19 protein-coding genes are annotated in these 17,909 nt (G+C 60.0%); 9 read left to right on the top strand and 10 right to left on the bottom strand.

The window, feature by feature from the left end; all coding sequences use genetic code 11:
- Window positions 1-112: 112 nt before the first annotated feature.
- Window positions 113-1,144 carry an alpha/beta fold hydrolase gene (locus tag CAK95_RS26180; RefSeq protein WP_086090621.1) on the top strand — a complete coding sequence of 344 codons (1,032 nt, stop codon included), beginning with the start codon at window positions 113-115 and terminating at the stop codon, window positions 1,142-1,144.
- 62 nt (window positions 1,145-1,206) lie between these two features.
- Window positions 1,207-1,671 (top strand): cytochrome P460 family protein, encoded by a 465-nt coding sequence (locus CAK95_RS26175; RefSeq protein WP_245303913.1) that lies wholly within the window; start codon window positions 1,207-1,209, stop codon window positions 1,669-1,671.
- 203 nt (window positions 1,672-1,874) lie between these two features.
- Here CAK95_RS26175 and CAK95_RS26170 read toward each other — a convergent pair whose 3' ends face one another.
- The 5 genes from CAK95_RS26170 to CAK95_RS26150 form a co-directional block, all read right to left on the bottom strand.
- Entirely contained in the window at window positions 1,875-2,999 is a 1,125-nt protein-coding gene (locus CAK95_RS26170; protein ID WP_086090619.1) for a cobalamin-independent methionine synthase II family protein, read from the bottom strand.
- A 91-nt stretch (window positions 3,000-3,090) separates the two neighbouring features.
- Window positions 3,091-4,131 (bottom strand): TRAP transporter substrate-binding protein, encoded by a 1,041-nt coding sequence (locus CAK95_RS26165; RefSeq protein WP_086090618.1) that lies wholly within the window; start codon window positions 4,129-4,131, stop codon window positions 3,091-3,093.
- 63 nt (window positions 4,132-4,194) lie between these two features.
- A complete protein-coding gene (locus tag CAK95_RS26160) occupies window positions 4,195-4,953 on the bottom strand; it encodes a GntR family transcriptional regulator (RefSeq protein WP_425349646.1) in 759 nt (252 codons plus the stop codon).
- Between the two features lie 130 nt (window positions 4,954-5,083).
- Complete coding sequence (locus CAK95_RS26155) at window positions 5,084-5,566, bottom strand: SRPBCC family protein (RefSeq protein ID WP_086090617.1); 483 nt, start codon at window positions 5,564-5,566, stop codon at window positions 5,084-5,086.
- Window positions 5,566-5,910, bottom strand: a complete 345-nt coding sequence (locus CAK95_RS26150; RefSeq protein WP_086090616.1) for an ArsR/SmtB family transcription factor — start codon at window positions 5,908-5,910, stop codon at window positions 5,566-5,568. Before CAK95_RS26150 ends, CAK95_RS26155 begins: the two co-directional genes overlap by 1 nt.
- A 297-nt stretch (window positions 5,911-6,207) precedes the next feature.
- Here CAK95_RS26150 and CAK95_RS26145 point away from each other — a divergent pair, with 297 nt between their 5' ends.
- Window positions 6,208-6,558: an ArsC family reductase gene (locus CAK95_RS26145; protein WP_086090615.1), complete on the top strand. Its 351-nt coding sequence runs from the start codon at window positions 6,208-6,210 to the stop codon at window positions 6,556-6,558.
- Between the two features lie 62 nt (window positions 6,559-6,620).
- On the opposite strand, the gene CAK95_RS26140 is transcribed toward CAK95_RS26145, so the two are convergent.
- The 4 genes from CAK95_RS26140 to CAK95_RS26125 form a co-directional block, all read right to left on the bottom strand.
- Entirely contained in the window at window positions 6,621-7,628 is a 1,008-nt protein-coding gene (locus CAK95_RS26140) for a metal-dependent hydrolase (protein WP_086090614.1), read from the bottom strand.
- Between the two features lie 144 nt (window positions 7,629-7,772).
- Window positions 7,773-8,882, bottom strand: a complete 1,110-nt coding sequence (locus CAK95_RS26135; protein WP_245303527.1) for a linear amide C-N hydrolase — start codon at window positions 8,880-8,882, stop codon at window positions 7,773-7,775.
- A 128-nt stretch (window positions 8,883-9,010) separates the two neighbouring features.
- A complete protein-coding gene (locus CAK95_RS26130; RefSeq protein WP_086090612.1) occupies window positions 9,011-9,973 on the bottom strand; it encodes a Bug family tripartite tricarboxylate transporter substrate binding protein in 963 nt (320 codons plus the stop codon).
- 1 nt (window position 9,974) lies between these two features.
- Window positions 9,975-11,324: an FAD-dependent oxidoreductase gene (locus CAK95_RS26125; protein ID WP_086090611.1), complete on the bottom strand. Its 1,350-nt coding sequence runs from the start codon at window positions 11,322-11,324 to the stop codon at window positions 9,975-9,977.
- Between the two features lie 192 nt (window positions 11,325-11,516).
- Between CAK95_RS26125 and CAK95_RS26120 the strand changes: the two genes are divergently transcribed.
- The 4 genes from CAK95_RS26120 to CAK95_RS26105 all read left to right on the top strand — a co-directional run bounded on the left by CAK95_RS26120 (window position 11,517) and on the right by CAK95_RS26105 (window position 14,974).
- Complete coding sequence (locus CAK95_RS26120; RefSeq protein WP_086090610.1) at window positions 11,517-12,416, top strand: LysR family transcriptional regulator; 900 nt, start codon at window positions 11,517-11,519, stop codon at window positions 12,414-12,416.
- Window positions 12,417-12,485: 69 nt separating this feature from the next.
- On the top strand, window positions 12,486-13,709 hold the full coding sequence (locus tag CAK95_RS26115) for a M23 family metallopeptidase (protein ID WP_157699749.1): 1,224 nt from the start codon (window positions 12,486-12,488) through the stop codon (window positions 13,707-13,709).
- Window positions 13,710-13,806: 97 nt separating this feature from the next.
- A complete protein-coding gene (locus CAK95_RS26110) occupies window positions 13,807-14,391 on the top strand; it encodes an NnrU family protein (RefSeq protein WP_086090608.1) in 585 nt (194 codons plus the stop codon).
- 109 nt (window positions 14,392-14,500) lie between these two features.
- Window positions 14,501-14,974: a VOC family protein gene (locus CAK95_RS26105; RefSeq protein WP_086091674.1), complete on the top strand. Its 474-nt coding sequence runs from the start codon at window positions 14,501-14,503 to the stop codon at window positions 14,972-14,974.
- Between the two features lie 38 nt (window positions 14,975-15,012).
- Here the strand turns inward: CAK95_RS26105 and CAK95_RS26100 are convergent, their stop codons facing one another.
- The gene (locus CAK95_RS26100; RefSeq protein WP_086090607.1) at window positions 15,013-15,804 is read right to left on the bottom strand and encodes a crotonase/enoyl-CoA hydratase family protein; all 792 of its coding nucleotides are present in this window, start codon (window positions 15,802-15,804) and stop codon (window positions 15,013-15,015) included.
- Between the two features lie 230 nt (window positions 15,805-16,034).
- Between CAK95_RS26100 and CAK95_RS26095 the strand changes: the two genes are divergently transcribed.
- Window positions 16,035-16,982 carry a LysR substrate-binding domain-containing protein gene (locus CAK95_RS26095; RefSeq protein ID WP_086090606.1) on the top strand — a complete coding sequence of 316 codons (948 nt, stop codon included), beginning with the start codon at window positions 16,035-16,037 and terminating at the stop codon, window positions 16,980-16,982.
- Window positions 16,979-17,890, top strand: a complete 912-nt coding sequence (locus tag CAK95_RS26090; protein ID WP_086090605.1) for a LysR substrate-binding domain-containing protein — start codon at window positions 16,979-16,981, stop codon at window positions 17,888-17,890. The genes CAK95_RS26095 and CAK95_RS26090 overlap by 4 nt, the downstream gene beginning before the upstream one ends.
- The last annotated feature ends 19 nt before the right edge of the window (window positions 17,891-17,909 follow it).

Genomic DNA, 17,909 nt, shown 5'->3' with positions numbered 1-17,909 from the left:
CAGTCGATTACAGCAAGATCGATATAGTCGGCGAAAGAACTCCAGAGCCGCTGAGATCAATCCTGCTCAATTTGAGCGCTGATGATTTCGATGCAGGCAAAAAGGAGTTCCGATGTTCAATCGACGCAAATTCTCCGCCGCTTTTGTCGGAGGTGTTGCGGCTTCGGCCGTACTCGGCCAGTCGGTCAATGCGCAAACCGCTGAAAGTACTTCGAACCCATCCGCAGGGAAGGCTGCGACCAATACATCCTTCCGTTCTTTGAAGCGGATCGATGCCGGAGCGTTGAATATCGGATATGCGGAAGACGGTCCTGCAGAAGGGCCGGCTGTCATTCTCCTGCACGGATGGCCCTACGACATCTACAGCTATGTCGATGTTGCACCGCTGCTGGCATCGGCGGGATATCGCGTGATCGTGCCGTATCTGCGCGGCTATGGCACGACACGGTTCCTTTCGGAATCCACGCTGCGGAATGGTCAGCAGGCCGTTATCGCGGTCGACATCGTTGCGCTGATGGATGCACTCGGCATCAAGACGGCGACCATTGCCGGATATGACTGGGGAGCGCGCACGGCAGATATCATTGCCGCCCTTTGGCCGCAGCGCTGCAAGGCGCTGGTATCGGTCAGCGGCTATCTGATCGGCAGCCAGCAAGCCAACAAGGCGCCATTGCCGCCGAAAGCTGAACTGGAATGGTGGTATCAGTATTATTTCGCCACCGAGCGAGGCCGCGCCGGATACGACAAGTACAGACATGATTTCGCGAAGCTGATCTGGCAACTGGCGTCGCCGAAATGGGCGTTCGACGATGCGACCTTCGATCGCTCGGCGGCAGCATTCGACAACCCCGATCATGTCAGCATCGTGATCCACAATTACCGTTGGCGGCTTGGGCTGGCGGAAGGAGAAGCAAAATACGACGACCTGGAAAAGCGTCTGGCACAAGCGCCGGCGATCTCCGTGCCGACCATCACGCTCGAAGGCGATGCCAACGGCGCGCCTCATCCGGCTCCCGCGGCTTACGCGAAGAAGTTCTCGGGACGGTATGAGCATCGGCTTATCAGCGGCGGCATCGGTCACAACCTGCCGCAGGAAGCCCCCCGCGCCTTTGCGCAGGCCGTCATCGATGTCGATGGATATTGAACGCCATGACAGCATTCATGAAAACCGCTTGCCTCGCGCTCATAGCGGCGGCAGCGACGTGGATGGCCGCTGTGGCGCTGCTGCCCACCAAAGGCAATGCCACGCCGGATCGTTCGTCGCCGATTTTCGGCGTCACGATTCCGGAAGGCTATCGGCAATGGGAGCTGATCGCGCCGGCGGAAGAGGCGGCACCATTGAACGAAATTCGTGCGGTGCTCGGAAATAAGGTTGCGGTCGATGCTTATCAGTCCGGAACGTTGCCATTTCCCGACGGGACTATTCTGGTCAAGCTCGCCTGGAAGCATATCCAGTCGCCTGACTTCCGACCGGCGTCCATCCCTGGGGCCGCAACGACGGTCCAGGTCATGGTCAAGGATTCCCAGAAATATGCGGACACCGGCGGCTGGGGCTTCGGCCGCTTTATCAATGGTGTTCCGGTCGATGAGGCGCAGCACCGGACTTGCTTCCCGTGTCACGAGGCTCGCGCGAAAGCCCATGACTACGTTTTCACACGCTACGCACCTTAAAGCGTTTTCGAGCGAAGTGGATACCGGTTCGCGTAAGGAAAACGCGTCAAAACAAAAAGCTAGAGCCCTAGCTTTGATTCCATCAAAGCCGGAAAGGCTCTAGGCGAACGGCAGCCTTTATCGAGTCAGAAAACGAAACCCCTGGGCGTTTTGTTTCGCCCGGGGGTTGGTGACAGGACATTCGTTCCGCTGGTGCGGAACAATCAGCCCCACAGCTCCTTGCTGGCGAGCTTCGCGCCTTCGGCAAGGCTTTCGAACTTCGCCCACATCACCTGCGGATGCACGCGCTGCAGGCCTTCGGCCTGTGCAAAGCCGCAATCGGTGCCGGCGATCAGGTTTTCCTTGCCGACCACCTTGGCGAAATTGATGATGCGCTCGGCGATCAGCTTTGGGTGCTCCACCGTCGTCGTGTGGTGGGTTATGATGCCCGGGATCAGGATTTTGCCGGCCGGCAGCTTCACATCCTTCCACAGATGCCATTCATGCTCGTGGCGCACATTGGCGGCCTCGATCGAATAGGCGCCGGCATTCACCTTCAGCATCAGGTCGACGATATCGGAGAGTTGCGCGTCGGCGACGTGCGGCACGTGCCAGCTGCCGAAGCAGATGTGGTAGCGGATGCGATCCTGCGGGATGCCTTCGAGCGCCATGTTGAGCGCGGCAACGCGCAACTCCGCCCACTCGCGGTAGCGCTTGGGGCTTTCTTGCGTCAGATGATCGAACATGTTGGCGAGCACTGCGTCGTCGACCTGCAGCACAACGCCGGCCTTGATGACCTCGAGATATTCCTCGCGCAGTGCCTTGGCGATGGCGAAGACGTAATCTTCCTCGCTCTTGTAATATTCGTTCTCGGCATCGTAACCGACGCTGGCCGGCGCGACCGCAGTGAAGAACACGTCTTCGACTTTGACCTTTGCGGCCGCCGCTTTCAGGTCGGCAAGGTTGCGCCGCACGTCCTCATAGCCATTGTAGACGATCTCGCCGACACAGGCATGGCCGGGCGAGCCGACGACGCCGCGCGGGAATTGGTCTTTCATGAAATCGGCGAAGCGGATGCGGTCGCGTCCAAGCCACACCGCTTCATAAAGTTTGTTGGGGCGGGGCTCAAAACCGCTCATGCGTTCGAGAATGTAATTCGCCCAGCCCGACTTGCCGAACTCGCCGTCATTGACGATGTCGATACCGACTTTCGCCTGATGAGCGACGATCTCTTCGATTTCCTGCGCGAGTTGCTGGGCGTTGTGCTTCTTGGAGGCCTCTAGCGCCGCCTTCGAACGGATGAGACTGCCGACATGGGTCGTCAGAATGCGGTTTTCGCTACGCTTCATTGTCGAATAACCTTGTCAGTGCGTGCCGAGTGAAACAGTCAGAGGGCGCAGCGCACGCGACCGCGCCCCCGGATTGGAGTGATTTGATCCTTCAATACGCTGCGTTGCGTGCAGCGACGGTCTTCTTCAGGTCATCGAGGATGGCCTTCGGATCGTGGCCGGCCTTCTTCACGTCGGCTTCCCAATTCGCGACGATCGGTTCAGCCGATTTGCGCCAGGCTGCGATCTGCTCCGGCGTCAATGGATAAACGTCCTGGCCCGGCATCGCCTTGAGCTTCGCCTTACCGCCGGATTCGAAATCGGCCCAAGGCGTTGCGATTTTCAACGAGGCATCGCTGGAGCAATGCTCGTCCATCACCTTCTTCTGTGCAGGGGACATCGAGTCATACTTGGCCTTGTTCAGCACCCAGACCTGTTCGGAGATATAGATCGGCGCATCGATGTGGAAGTTTGTCACCTTATCGATGCCGAACAATCCGAGAGACCCCCATGGCGAGCCTGCGCCCTCGGCGACACCCTTTTCCAGAACGTCGCGGATTTCCGGCGCCGAGGCCTGCACGTTGGTGGCGCCGAGCGTCCGCATCCAGTTGGCGATCACCGCATTCGGTGGGCGGAACTTCACGCCGTTCATGTCGGTCGGTGAGACCACTTTCTTTTTAGTGAAATGGAAGGTGCCTGGATCATGCGCGAAGGCGAGGCAGTAACGGACGTCCTTCATCTCGCGATCGGCATAGCGGCGATACCAGGCGTCGAGCGCCGCGCTGCCTTCCTTTGAATTGGAGAAGATGAAGGGGAGTTCGACCGCCGCGACGATCGGGAAACGCCCCGGTTCGTAGCCGGGATTCACATGCGAAATATCGACGATGCCGTCGCGCGCCATGTTGTAATGGTCGAAGGCCTTGCCGAGCTGCTGTGCCGGATAGATGGTGATCTTGATGGTGCCGTTCGATGCCTTGTTGATCGATTCAGCCCAGGCGACAGCGGCGGTGTGCATCGGATGCGCCGTCGGCACCCAATGCGAGAACCGCATTTCCACCGGCTTGTCCTGCGCGGCGGCCGGCACGGCGTGTAGTCCCAATAATCCAAGTCCAGTAGCAACAGCACCTGTCAGGCGTAACCAAGGTAACTTCATTGCATCCTCCCGAAGTAGCTTCTTGTTGACGCATTTGAACCTTAGACTGCGACTTTTAGAGCTTCAGATTGCAACTTTTGTTTTGAACGTAATCAGAGACGAGCCCGGCACGAGATCGCGCGTCTGCTGACTGCGCAGCGCGAGTTCGAGGTTGCGACGCGCGAGCCGGGCATGTTCGCGCATGATGAATTCGGCGCGCTCGCCTTCGCCATCTTCGATGGCGCGGGCAATGCAGCGGTGATGATCCTGGGCCACGGTGAACAGCACGCGCGCTTCCGGCAGGCTGGCCTGGACTGTCACGAAGGCGCTGGCCGAGGCGAAAGGCAGGGCGACGGCGCGCGCGATCTGGCGCGCCAGCACGGCGCTGTCTGCAAGATCGATGACGAGTTGATGGAAGCGTCCATTCAACTCGACATAACCCGAGAAATTGTCTGCCGTGACGCCGGCGCCGAGCACCAGATCATCAAGTTCATGCAGGCAGCGTTTCAGATCGACAAGATCCGTCTCGGCCGGCTTGCGTTCGGCCGCCAGCCGCGCCGCCAGACCCTCAAGCGTGCCGCGTACTTCGATCGCGGCGTGGATGTCGCGTTCGGTGAAGGCGCTGACGGCATAGCCGCCAGTTGCGATCGGATGGGCGAGACCTTCCTGCTCGAGCCGCATCATCGCCGTGCGGATCGGCGTGCGCGAGACCCCAAGCCGCTCCACCAGCGCCAGTTCGGACAGGCGCTCACCCGCCTTCAATTCACCGCTGAGAATCAATTCGCGCAGCGTCATGAGAGCGGACAGGTTTTGCGACGAGGGGATTTCCGTCTGGTCGCGCACATTTCCTCCGGATCGATTTTTTCCGAAGGCTGTATACAATTTTGGCCGGAGTCAACTCATGGCGTGAGAGAAAACGAAAAGAAACCGGCATGGGTGCCGGTTTCTGTATTCAGGGTTGGGCTCGTGCCCGCTACATTTTCGTCTTGATATAGTCCACGAGCTGATTGAGCACGGTGCCCCAGCCCTCTTCAAAGCCCATCTCTTCGTGCTGCTTTCGGCCAGCTTCGTCGCGGTGGAGGGCGGTGGCGACATAGCGCGTGCCGCTGCCGCTGGGCTCCAGTGTGAGAATAGCCGTGAAGAATGGCTTTTCCGATGGCCGGTAGCCGGGCAGTAGCGCGTCGGTCCAGATCAGCCGTTCGTTCGGGACGATATCGAGAAAGCAGCCGATATTGGGAAACTCCTGCCCCTCCGGCGACCGCATCACGAAGCGGAATTCGCCGCCGCGCCGCAGATCGACCGCGCAATCGGTGATGCTCCAGGGTTTGGGCACGAACCAATGGCGCAGATGTTCAGGCGTGGTCCAGGCCTTCCACACAAGTTCGCGCGGGACATCGACGACACGGTCCAGAACCAGATCGAGTTTCGGATCGGGTTTAATCAAGGCAACGCTCATCAACTTTTCTCCTTCAGGGCCATCAGATAAGTGTCGAGTTGGTCGAGGCGGCGTTCCCACAGGCTGCGCTGACGGGACAGCCAGTCTTCGGCGAGCTTCAGCCGCTTGGGTGCGAGCTGATAGGTGCGGACCCGGCCGGTCTTGTGCGAGCGCACCAATCCGCTGTCTTCAAGGATGCGCAAGTGCTGCAAGAACGATGGCAGCGCCATTTCGAACGGCGCCGCCAATTCGCTGACGGAGGCGGGGCTTTTGCTGAGTCGCTCCAATACATCGCGGCGGGTCGGATCTGCCAATGCGCGAAAGATATGGTCGACGGTTTGCGTGCCGGTGCTGGCAGTCTGCATGATCGTTCGATGATGGTGGCGGAATCTGCAATGACGGGCGAGGTCATAGAGAGATGAAATAGTTAGGTCAATACCTAAGTTTTGAAATGGCTGTTTTGCCGCGCTAGTGGTCCGATTCTAACATTCGCATCCCTTCTCGGCAGGCTCTTTGCGAATGTTAGAATCAAAGGACCACTAGCAAGTATTGGATTCTAGTGGAGCTTTGGATTTGACATTCGCTTGACGAGCCCGCGGCTAGGTGGGGAGCGAATGTCAAATCCGCTCCACTAGGAAAAGCAACCAACCACAGAGGCCCGCATGACTGTCACCATCTACGGCATCAAGAACTGCGACACGATGAAGAAGGCGCGCGCCTGGCTGGACAAGGCTGGCATTGCCTATGCGTTTCACGATTACAAAACCGCCGGCATCGAGAAGAAACAACTTGAAGCCTGGAGCAAGGATGTTGGCTGGGAAACGCTGCTCAATCGCGCCGGTACGACCTTCCGCAAATTGCCTGAGAAGGACAAGGAAGGCCTCAACGCTGCCAAGGCGATGAAGCTGATGCTGGAGCAGCCGTCAATGATCAAACGGCCAGTGCTGGATACCGGCAAAGCGCTGCTCGTCGGCTTCAAGCCGGACGATTATAAGGCGGCGTTTAAAAAATAGGTGCACGTATTTGCGCCCTCTCCCGCAAGGGGAGAGGGCGCAAATATGAGCGGCTGTGCGCGCTACCGGGGCGGCGGTACAGTCTCGCCCAGCGCGCGCCGCCATACCCACGATAATCCCTCACGCAGGTTATGCCGTTCGGCGAAATGCGTCGGGTGAATGGCCCCAATCGTGGGGCTCTGCCGCTGGCCGACCATGAAGTTGAAGGTGTAATACGGCTCCTGGCCCATTCGCAGATCGGTGACGATCACGCGCCCATCGCGCTCGCCCATCTTGAAGAAGCCATCGGTGAACCAGGCGATGCGATCGACATAAGCGTTACCCTTCATCGCCTCGTACAGCGCTTCGCCGCGGGGAAACGGGTCGAATGTCATCTTGCTGTCGCGATCGAAGACCGAATGAAACCCCTCCAAATAACCGTCCGGTGTGATCGCGACCACGCGCCAGAGCATTGTGTTCAACGCGGTCGGCGTCACCAGCAAGCGTTCGACCTTGCGGCCATCCGCGCGCAGCGCCGCTTCGGCAACGCCTTGGACATAAGCCTGCGCCGCCACGCTCCAGCCGAGATACAGCGTGCTCACGACAAGGCCGCCAGCCGCCCAGCGCCAGCCGGTGTCATTGCGCCAGATCAGCGCAACGATGATGCCGATCAGCAGCGGCAATGTATAAAGCGGATCGATGATGAACATCGAGCCGATGGCATAAGGAAAATCCGTGAACGGCCGCAGCAATTGCGTGCCGTAAACCGTGAACCAGTCGAGCAGCGGATGGGTGAACAGCGCCAGCCAGACAGCGAGCCACCATCGCCAGAAATTCTGCATCTCGCGGGCGGCAAACGCAGCGATCAGTGCGACGACGGGAGATGCGATGGTCAGCCAGAACAGCGCGTGGCTGTTGGCCCGGTGCAGCGTCATGTTCGAGATCGGATCGCCGTGATTATAGAAGGCGTCGAGATCGGGCAAAGTGGCGGCAAGGCCACCGATCAGCGCGGCCTTCCACGGTGCGGTGCGCCGGCGCATGACAACGATGCCGATGGCCGAGCCGAGTGCGAATTGGGAGAGGGAGTCCATGGAGACGTCAGATAGGCGATGCGCAAGCCCAGTCAAGCCGGACCTCCGCCTTGAGCGCTCACGCCGTTATCCGATTCATCGCGCAATAAATGGTCCGTGCGCCGCCGAAAGGCATTGCACGGCCAATATTTTTGCGTTGCCCGTTTATTTCTTCAGACCATCGGTTGTCGGCGTGAGGTTCTTGATCACCTCGTCGCCCTTGGTCGACACTTTGACGATGTCCTTGCCGTCGATATTCATGTTCATGAGATCGAGCGACCGGATCTGGCTGTTGTCATAGGTGCGGAAGTGATACCGCTTGGCTTTCAAGTCGCTGGCCGATGTCCAAAGCGTATAATCGGCCTGGACGTTGCCATTGGCATCCTTCTCGCCATCACGCGCCGAACCCTTCGGAATGTCGAACTGGTTCAGAACGTGGAAGGCTTCGAGGATGGCATCCTTCCCGGTCTTCGGTTTGAAGACGGACTGGCTGAAGGCGACCGCACGGACGAAACGCGATGGCGGTGTGAAATCGCCCGGCAGGCCGAGCATGCCGGAGCCCTGACCCGTCGGCAGCAGCTTGACCGTTCCGAGCTGGATCGGCGGCACGTTGGTCATCGAGAAATTCACATAATTCCGCAGATTGGTCATGTGCCAGTCGAAGCTCGGCGAGTTGGTGAGCACACCAAGCGGATTGTCATGCACATTGAGTTTTCCGCCGACATATTCGACGACGATGCTTTTGCCGGACGCGTCATGCACGACGAAATGCACCTCCGGAGCAAAGCCCCAGCTCGAAAAGACGACTGACGGCACAACGATGTTGCCGATATTCGCCTTCACTTCGTCAACGCTGGCGAAATTCTCCAGCATCCATGAGCCTAGCTCCCAAGGCGCGATCGTTTTGCCGGCATCGGCTGGTGTGTAAGGCATGTAGCCGGCCGATGTCGGGAAATAGAACAGGCCGGCGGCGAGGCCGCGTTCGTTGAGCCCGTCAAACAGGATCGGCTGTCCGGCGCCGTTCATGCCAACGCTGGCATATTTTGCGGTCCATTTCAGCCCTTCCTTGCCGTCCGGGGTCGTTCCGGCTCGCGCATAGCCGCGTGGCACCATGATGATTTCGGACATCAGGTCGACGCCGAATTCCAGTGTCCGCGCGTGAACGGCAGTGCCGTCCGCGGCGATCAGGAAGATGCCGGTGCAGGCCTGCGCGGTCTGTGCCGCGCTTCCAAGCATGAGGGCACAGGCTGCGACGACGGAAACAGCTTTTCTCAAAACCCGCTCTCGGTTCATCTGCGTGATCCCGTTGGGCTATTGGCAGCACAACGGGACTATGAACCGAATGCGTAAAAGGATCAGCTCCGGCTTTATTAAGATTGTCGGAGGGTGGGTAACGTCTCGCCTCAGTTAATCTTCACGTCAGCCGCCTTGATGATCGGCGCCCAGCGCGCGATCTCGCCATCGATCACCGCGCGAAATTGCGCGGGCGAATTGCCGACCGGCTCCATGAATTGCGTTGCCAGCTTTTCGCGGACCGCCTTGGACATGATCGCTTCCGCGACGTCCTTGTTGATCGCATTGATCAGTGCGGGTGGTGTGCCGCCGGGCGCGATCAGTCCCATCCAGGTATCGGCTTCGACATCGATGCCGGATTCCTTCAGCGTCGGAATGTTCGGCAGGAAGGGCGAGCGCTTTGGCAACGATACCGCCAGGATTTTTGCCTTGCCGGCATCCGCTTGCGGGGTGACGGATATTGCCGGCAACGCGGCCATATGGACATCACCGCGAATGAGCGCGGTCATCGCCGCCGGAGAGCCCGGGTAGGGGATATGCACCATCTTGGCGCCGCTCTTCTGCGCGATCGCTTCCATCGTCAGATGCGACAGCGAACCGTTGCCGATCGATCCGAAATTATACTTGCCCGGATTCTTCTTCAGCAGATCAATCAGTTCGGCAACGCTATTGACGCCAAGTTCTGGATTGACGGCCAGCGCGCTCGGCATGGTGACGAGCTGCGTCACCGGTGCGATATCTTTGGCCGGATCGTAGGGCAGTTTGGCGAACAGAAGCGTGTTGATGGCGAGCGGGCCGCCGATGCTGACGCCGAGCGTCGTGCCGTCCGGTGCCGCCTTGGCGACAGCGTCGGTACCAAGGTTGCCACTCGCGCCCGGCTTGTTTTCAACGACGAAGGCCGAGTTCGGATATTTCGCCTGCAACTGCTCGCTCACCAGCCGCGCAACGATATCCGGCGTCGAGCCGGGACCGAACGGCACCATGATGCGAACGGTCTTTGCCGGCCATTCCTGCGCCTGCGCCGGAACGATGGCCGCCATCATCGCGGCCAGAATGAATGCACGCCGTTTCATATCAGTCCTTCCCGAGAAATACGCCGTTTCTTTCCAGTGTTTCTTGCAGTTTGTCGATATCGATATTGGCTGGTGTCTTGCCGCTGGCAATGGCGAGATGCGCGCCGGTTGCCGCCGCTTCGCCCATGACGAAACAGGCGCCGGAGACGCGGGCTGCGGACTGGCCCTCGTGTGTCATGGATGCGCAGCGCCCGGCAACCAGAAGATTACCGATCTGCTGCGGCACCAGCATCCGATAGGGCAGGTGGTTATAGCCACGTGAGCCGGGAATGTCCGGCCATTCCCATTTCACATCGCCGGCCACATGCGCCTCGATCGGCCAGCCGTTTACTCCCACCGTGTCATCGAAGCTCGCGCAAGTGAGCACGTCTTCGCGTGACAATTGATACTGACCGATGACGCGCCGGGTCTCGCGAATGCCAAGCTGGGGCGGCAGATCGACGATGTAGGCATGCTCAAAGCCCGGTGCATTGTCTTTCAGGAAATCGAAAAAGGCAGTGGCCTGACGGCGGCCTTCGATCTCGCCGGCGCTGAGTTCGCGCGCATCGGTGCCGTCGAGCGCGCGGCCATTGCCGGTCTTGAGTTGGGTGACATTCACGCGCCATTCGGTCTCGTGCTTCATCGGCCGCACGATCGCGCCCTTGCGCGGGAAATGGACGCCGCGTTTTTCGGCCTCGTCCATCAGCGCCGGAATCGTCTTCCAGGCTTCGCCCGCCGCATCCGGATCGACGCCATTGAGGCGGAACATCATGGTCGGATACAGCATGTCGTCATCGCCGCGGCCGATCTCGAATGGTGCGCCGGCAAAGGTGGCGAGATCGCCATCGCCCGAACAATCGATGAAAACGCTGGCGCGAACCGCCATGCGGCCGGATTTGGTTTCGATCAGCAGCGCCTCGAGGCGTGCGCCGTCCATCGCAACGCCGGCGGCGTAGGCATGAAACAGGATGTCGACGTTGCGCGAGAGCAATAGATCGTCGGCGGCGATCTTGAGGGCCGCTGTGTCATAGGCCTGCGCTTTGGTCTTGCCGAAAATCATGTGCGGCGCGTTCAGGCCGCCGAGCGCATCGATGCGTCCGAGCAGATCGTCGGTGACGCCATGCACCACCTGGCGGATGTCGCCGTGGACATTGGCATGCAGTCCACAGAAGTTGGTGACGCCAGCCGCCGTGCCCATCCCGCCGAGAAAGCCGTAGCGTTCGATCAGCAACGCCTTGCGGCCAAGTGCGGCCGCAGCCGCTGCAGCCGCAATGCCGGCCGGGCCGCCGCCAAGCACGGCAATGTCGTACTCGCCGTAGACAGGTGTCGTGCGGGCAGGTTCGACGACGTGAAGAGCCGCGTGTGCAGTCATGGCAGATGATCCGGGATGATGAGCCCGGCCGGTCCGGCGTGCCAGGTCAATAGGGTTCGTTTGGCGTTTCGCCTGATCAATCCAGCCTCCCTGGCGGCGCTCTCCGGCGCGTGGGTGGGCAGTATCACCCCTTATTTCGATGCGGAATTGGCCAAAATGAGGTAGTATCTAGTGCGAAACGAGTTAGATGGAATGGATACCTATCTCAATTTCAAGGCATTCCAGGCCGCCGCGAAGTCCGGCAGTTTCTCGCGCGCGGCGCGCGAATTGGGGTTGGCCGTGTCGGTCGTCACCAAGCGCGTCAATCAGCTTGAGCATCAATTGCATGCGACATTGTTCGAGCGGACCACACGGCGGCTGACGCTCACGGAAGCCGGGCGGCATTACCTCGAACGCTCGCGCCCCTTGCTGGCGGAATTCGATGATCTTTTGAAAGGCCCCTCACGTGACGCGAAGGAGATCGGAGATTTCCTGCGGATCAAGGCGCCGACATCGCTGACCTTCTTTCATTTGCGGCATGTGTTCGATGCCTATCAGGAGGCGTTTCCAAGGGTTCGTCTTGAGATCGTGTTGATGGACCGGGCCGTTGATCCGGTGCTGGAGGGATTTGATGTCTCGATCGGAGCGCACTGGAATTTGACATTCGCCGGCGTGCTGGAAAAACCGCTCTGTCCGCTGCGACGTATGGTGTGTGCATCGCCGGATTATGTCGCCAAACATGGAATGCCCGCGCATCCGCGCGATCTGATCGACCACCATTGTCTGAGCTTCATTCCGACCGGCAATGCCTGGTCGTTCGAGGGCCGGCACGGCCCGATCACCATCGAGGTGACGCCGCATCTTGCGTCCAACGACGGTCATATGCTGGTGGACGCAGCTCTGAATGGACGCGGTATCGCTGTCGCTTCTGCTTACATCGTCAAGGATATGGTGCGGTCGGGCCGCTTGCTTCCGCTCCTGACCGACTTCCCGATCCCGGATCTGTGGATCAAGGCCATCAGCCCCATGCGCCGCGCGAGCGCTCCTGCTGTGGTGGCGCTGATCGATCGGCTTGAGGCGTTTCTTTCACCGGTGCCGCCATGGGACATGTAATCTGGGATGCGTAACGGCGTCGATCGCTACATGTCCACGTCATCTTGCAATTTGTCATTTGGACATGCCGTGATCGAGCCTATAGTCGACGACGCCCATTTCAAAAGAGAATTGCGAATTGCCATGGTCTCGCTGTTGCGCATTGCCCTTGCCTTGTTCGCGGTTCTTTTCTTTTCACCTTTGGTCGTGATCGCCGCGGAGCCTGTGCTGACGCCGCTGGTCGCTGATGTTCTTTCCGCGCCGTGGCCAGTAACAGGATCCGACGGTAAAAGGCATCTCGTTTACGAATTGCGCCTTGGCAATGCCACGCCCGATGCCGTGCAGGTCAAGCAGATCGAAGTCGTCAATCCATCGAGCGATAAGGTTCTGCTCAAGCTCGACCAGGACGCCTTGTCCAAACGGCTCTCCCTTGGCGGTCGGCGCGGGGCGGAATCGTCCGAACTTGGGACCGGTCAGTTCGGCGTGGTGTTTCTTCACGTTGAAAGCGATTTGAGCGATCCACTGCCCAAGGTGCTGGTTCACCGCATTTCGGGCGCATTGACACAACTCGGCCGTGACTTCGAAATCACGGTTGCGCCGGTTCAGGTGATCGATCGTGCGCCGGTGGTGATCGGCGCGCCGCTGCGAGGCAAGGGATTCGTGGCAGGTGACGGATGTTGCGACACCATCAGGCATGTCCGTGCGCTGTTGCCGCTGAATGGACAGTTTTTCCTGGCGCAGCGCTTCGCCATCGATTGGGAGCAGATTGATGGTGAAGGTCGTCTTCTCAAGGGCGATCCGAAGCGCGTGACGAGCTACAATATTTTCGGCCGCGAGGTCCATGCGGTCGCCGACGGCAAGGTCGTGTCGTCCCGCAACGATCTGAAAGAGCAGGTGCCCGGCGCTTTGCCGGAAGGGCTGCCGGTCGACGAGGTCGACGGCAATTTTGTCGTGCTTGATATCGGTGGCGGGGCTTACGTGAACTATGCGCACATGCAGCCCGGCAGCGTCACGGTCAAGGCGGGCGATAGTGTGAAGCGCGGCATGGTCCTCGGCAAAGTCGGCAACACCGGCAACAGCCAGGAGCCTCATCTTCATCTGCACGTCATGGATGGCCCGAGTCCGCTGATGTCGAATGGCATTCCTTATGTGTTTGATGATTTCACGCTGACCGCGATCGACAAGGCCGGCACCGCCGATTTTGATAAGGCTGCCGAAACCGGCTTACCAATGACGCTGACGCAGGTATCGCCCGCGCAGCAACTGCGCAATGTCTTGCCGCTCGATCTGACCGTCGTTGATTTCTCGCACTAGGTTCTCGGCATAGCCGCTCAAATCCCTCGTGTTGCTTGCGTCCTGCGCGCGCATCGCCTAACTGGAGCTATTCCAATCTGGATCGGCCGGGGGCTGCATGGGTCTTGTCACACTCGTTCTCGGGCTCATCGTTTTCATCGCGCCGCATGTCTTCGTCACGCAGAGGCAAGCACGCGCGAACCTGATCGCGCGGATCGGCGAGGGGCCCTACAAGATCGGCTTCTCGATCCTGTCGGCCATCGGCATTGTGCTGATCGCTTATGGCTTTGCGTGGTACCGCGCCAGCGAATGGATCAACGTCTGGTCTCCGCCGGTCTGGACGCGGCATCTGGCATTGGTGCTGGTGTGGCCGGCAATCATCATGATCGTCGCGGCCTATATCCCCGGCAACATCAAGCGCGTGCTCAAGCATCCGATGCTGGCGGGTGTGAAACTGTGGGCGCTCGCACATCTTCTCGCCAATGGCGATCTCGGTTCGATCATCCTGTTCGGATCAATCCTCGCCTGGGCGGTGTATGATCGCATCTCGCTGAAACGCCGGACCGATGCCGGCGCGCCGTCCATTCCTGTCGGCGGCTGGCCGCGCGATGTCGCCGCGGTGATCGTCGGCACGCTGGTCTATCTCGTGCTGGCGTTCTGGTTCCACCCGGCCGTGATTGGTGTGCCGGTGATGCCGCGCTAACACGCTATGGGGAGATTTGCCCAAAGCCGTCGTGAAACGGTCTCACCTGCCAGCCATCTTAGACAGGGTAAGATTTGCAAAAGGAGAGCGCCAAGCCATGTCCAAGACAATCGCCAAGAACACAATCTGCCTGTGGTATGAGAAGGACGCCGAGGCTGCGGCCCGCTTCTATGCGGCCACCTTTCCCGACAGCGCTCTCATCGCTGTGCACCATGCGCCGACCGATTATCCTAGCGGAAAGAAGGGCGATGTTCTGATCGTGGACTTCACCGTGCTCGGCATCCCCTGTCTTGGTCTGAACGGCGGCCCTGCGTTCAAACATAGCGAAGCCTTCTCATTCCAGGTCGCGACCGATGATCAGGAGGAAACCGACCGCTACTGGAACGCGATCGTCGGCAATGGCGGTCAGGAGAATGCGTGCGGCTGGTGCAAGGACAAGTGGGGCATTTCCTGGCAGATTACGCCGCGCGTTTTGACCGAAGCGATGGCGGCCGGCGGCGATGAAGCCAAGCGCGCGTTCACGGCGATGATGACCATGAAGAAAATTGACGTTGCCGCAATCGAGGCGGCACGCCGCGGCTGAATGTTCGTCGTCTGTTAGTGTGCCGGTAATGCCCGAAGTCAACACCCCGCGAATGAAGGCTGCCGCCGTTCGATCCAGGCGTCCAGGCCTTCTCTCAGATCATGGGTCGGCGCCATGCGCGCGAATTGCTCGCTTTCCATCTGCAAGCCTTCAGCAATCGACATATTCAGGCCGCGCGAGACCGCCGTAATGATGCTGGCGACGGCGAGCGGCGAGAAGGCCATGATCTGCATGGCGAGAGATCGTGTTGCAGACATCAGGTCCGCGTGCGGCACGACCTTGTTCACAAGGCCGCACGCCAGGGCGTGTTCGGGTGAGAATGTCTCGCCGGTCAGCAGGAGTTGAAGCGCGCGTTTGCGGCCGGCAAGACGGGACAGTCTCTGCGTGCCACCGAATGTCGGGGGCATGCCAAGCTTGATTTCCGGCTTTGCGAACAGCGCTCGGTCGCTTGCGATGGCAAGGTGGATGGCTTCGGTGATTTCGCATCCGCCGCCAAACGCCAGGCCATTGACAGCCGCAATGATGGGTTTGGGAAAGGCCTCCATCCTTGCCGTCATAGCCTGGCCGCGCCGTACAAAATCGCGGATGGCTGGGGCAGGGCCGTCCCGCACCGATTTGGCAAATTCGGATATGTCCGCGCCGGCCGAGAAGGCGCGATCGCCTGCGCCGGTCAGGATGACGGCCCGGATCGCCCGGTCTGTTTCGATTGCGTCAAGCGCTTCCATGATCTCGTCCGCCATCGCGTAATTGATGGCATTGAGGCGGGTCGGGCGGTTCAGCGTCAGCGTTGCAATCCCCTCGCTGATCTCGAAAAGAATGGTGTTTGACATGGCGGTCTCCACGAAAGGACAGCGACACTGGCGTTGGCGTGGAGAACCGACAAGCGAAGCCTGCTCAACCGCGCAAGAGCAGAGCTTGGCTTTCCGCCCGGTCGCGGAGGGGATGACGCGCCGCCAGCGGAGCGGCGGTGATGAGAAAAACTGCGCGCTAATTGCAACGATTTCATCTGAAGGCGAGCGGAGGATATGATGTGCAGAGCGGGTCACGTCGCGGAATCTTCATGTCTTATCGCTTGCCACCCCTAAGCACGCTTCTCCTGTTTGAGGCAGCCGGACGCCGGGGGAGTTTCAAGGCTGCCGCTCGGGAGCTTGGCGTCACACCCAGCGCCGTCACCCATGGCATTCAGGCGCTCGAAGACTGGCTTGGGTCACCGCTTTTCGCTCGCCGCCGCGGCCAAATGGCATTGACGCCGTCGGGACGCGACTACCTGGAGGCGGTCTCGTCCGCATTGCGATTGCTGACCGCAGCCGACGCCGCACTTTTAAGCCGCAAGACGGCTGAAACGATCCGCCTCACCGTCGTGCCGACGTTCGCCACGCAACTCCTGTTGCCAAGCCTGCCCGGCTTCCAGAAACTCTATCCGTCCTTAAGCCTCAGCATCGATACCAGTCATGATGTTCTCGATCTCGAAAAGGGCGGCTTCCATCTTGGTATTCGTCTGGGCAGCGGCGTATGGGATGGATTGATCGCGGAGAAACTCCTGACCGAGCAACTCATCCCGGTTCGGTCGCCTGACTTCACCATGTCGGCGGAAGCGGGGTTCACTTCCGACGCCTTGATCCATACGACCGGTGTGAAGGACGATTGGGCCGCGTGGTTGCAGACAGCGGGTCTGCCGCCGTCGCAAATCGATCGCGGATTTCGGGTCGACACCAGTCAGATGGCGCTCGACGCCGCCGCGCAAGGCGTCGGGATTGCGATCGGGCGTCTTCCCGGCGTCGTCAGGGAGTTCGGCCGCAGGCTGGTGCCGTGCAGCGCTATCGTTGCCAATTGCAAACACGCCTATTGGCTGGTCGCGACCGAGCAATCGCTGCAGCGGCCGGAGGTGAAAGCCTTCACGGCCTGGCTTCGCGGCGAATTGCAACGCATTCAATCCAACGCCGCCGCGATACTCCATGAGACCTTGCAAAGCGATCTTGCGAGCCCATTATCGGAGAATGGCCGATGAAGGCTGACATGCCCCCGCTGAATACACTGCGCTTTTTTGAAGCGGCGACGCGGCTGAAAAGCTTCAAGCGCGCGGCGGAAGAACTCAACGTGACCGCCAGCGCCGTCAGCCACAGCATTCAGACGCTCGAGGCATGGTTCGGCTCGCCGCTGTTTATCCGTGAGACGCGCGCACTGACGCCGACCTTCGACGCTCTCACTTATGCCGAGCGCGTTCGCGGCGTGCTCGATCTCCTGCATGATGCGACGGCGCGCGTGCCCGGCCGCAAGGCGCAAGGAACTCTCTCGCTCAGCATCGCACCGACGTTCGGCAGCCGCTGGCTCATGCCGCGCATTCGTGGCTTTGCCGAGCGTTATCCCGATATCCGCATCGACCTTGATACCGTTCGGCAGAATATCGAAACCGATCTCATCGGTGTCGATCTCGCGATACGGCGGGCCGTCAAACCGGCTTCCCGGCAAACCTGGCTGCGGCTCATCAACGAAGAAATTGTGCCGGTCTGTTCTCCGGGCTTCTTTCAGCGCGCATCGCGGAACGAAAGCGAGATCTTGTCGGCAGGACCGTTCATCACCGTCAGAGGCATTACTGAGGATTGGTCGTCCTGGCTGACGACGGACTATCCAAGGTCGAGCGCCGGCAATGGTTTCGTGCAAGTCGATACCATTCGCCTGGCGATCGAAGCCGCGATTGCAGGTCTCGGCATCGCGCTCGGACACAAGCCTTTGATCAATGATGATCTGGAGAAGGGCGATCTGATGACGCTTGCGCATAGCCGCCCGGCCAAGGCCTGCTACTGGCTGATCGGTTCGGAACTGGTGTTCGAGCGTCCGGAAGCGCGACTATTCCGGCAATGGCTTTTGAATGAACTGAAGGTGATGAAGTCGGGCAAGGCCGCAAGCCGTCTTTGAGCGCTGCGTGGCCCGGCGC

Source organism: Pseudorhodoplanes sinuspersici (assembly GCF_002119765.1).
GTDB classification, from domain to species: Bacteria; Pseudomonadota; Alphaproteobacteria; order Rhizobiales; family Xanthobacteraceae; genus Pseudorhodoplanes; species Pseudorhodoplanes sinuspersici.
This window is presented reverse-complemented; position numbering and strand designations above follow the sequence as displayed.

What these genes read in the sequence shown, in the direction of transcription:
- CAK95_RS26175 (WP_245303913.1), top strand. Translation starts at nt 1,207, where the DNA reads ATGGCCGCTGTGGCGCTGCTGCCCACCAAAGGCAATGCCACGCCGGAT.
- CAK95_RS26180 (WP_086090621.1), top strand. Translation starts at nt 113, where the DNA reads ATGTTCAATCGACGCAAATTCTCCGCCGCTTTTGTCGGAGGTGTTGCG.
- CAK95_RS26150 (WP_086090616.1), bottom strand. Translation starts at nt 5,910, where the DNA reads ATGCAGACTGCCAGCACCGGCACGCAAACCGTCGACCATATCTTTCGC.
- CAK95_RS26100 (WP_086090607.1), bottom strand. Translation starts at nt 15,804, where the DNA reads ATGTCAAACACCATTCTTTTCGAGATCAGCGAGGGGATTGCAACGCTG.
- CAK95_RS26140 (WP_086090614.1), bottom strand. Translation starts at nt 7,628, where the DNA reads ATGGACTCCCTCTCCCAATTCGCACTCGGCTCGGCCATCGGCATCGTT.
- CAK95_RS26110 (WP_086090608.1), top strand. Translation starts at nt 13,807, where the DNA reads ATGGGTCTTGTCACACTCGTTCTCGGGCTCATCGTTTTCATCGCGCCG.
- CAK95_RS26130 (WP_086090612.1), bottom strand. Translation starts at nt 9,973, where the DNA reads ATGAAACGGCGTGCATTCATTCTGGCCGCGATGATGGCGGCCATCGTT.
- CAK95_RS26145 (WP_086090615.1), top strand. Translation starts at nt 6,208, where the DNA reads ATGACTGTCACCATCTACGGCATCAAGAACTGCGACACGATGAAGAAG.
- CAK95_RS26090 (WP_086090605.1), top strand. Translation starts at nt 16,979, where the DNA reads ATGAAGGCTGACATGCCCCCGCTGAATACACTGCGCTTTTTTGAAGCG.
- CAK95_RS26170 (WP_086090619.1), bottom strand. Translation starts at nt 2,999, where the DNA reads ATGAAGCGTAGCGAAAACCGCATTCTGACGACCCATGTCGGCAGTCTC.
- CAK95_RS26155 (WP_086090617.1), bottom strand. Translation starts at nt 5,566, where the DNA reads ATGAGCGTTGCCTTGATTAAACCCGATCCGAAACTCGATCTGGTTCTG.
- CAK95_RS26120 (WP_086090610.1), top strand. Translation starts at nt 11,517, where the DNA reads ATGGATACCTATCTCAATTTCAAGGCATTCCAGGCCGCCGCGAAGTCC.
- CAK95_RS26095 (WP_086090606.1), top strand. Translation starts at nt 16,035, where the DNA reads ATGTCTTATCGCTTGCCACCCCTAAGCACGCTTCTCCTGTTTGAGGCA.
- CAK95_RS26125 (WP_086090611.1), bottom strand. Translation starts at nt 11,324, where the DNA reads ATGACTGCACACGCGGCTCTTCACGTCGTCGAACCTGCCCGCACGACA.
- CAK95_RS26165 (WP_086090618.1), bottom strand. Translation starts at nt 4,131, where the DNA reads ATGAAGTTACCTTGGTTACGCCTGACAGGTGCTGTTGCTACTGGACTT.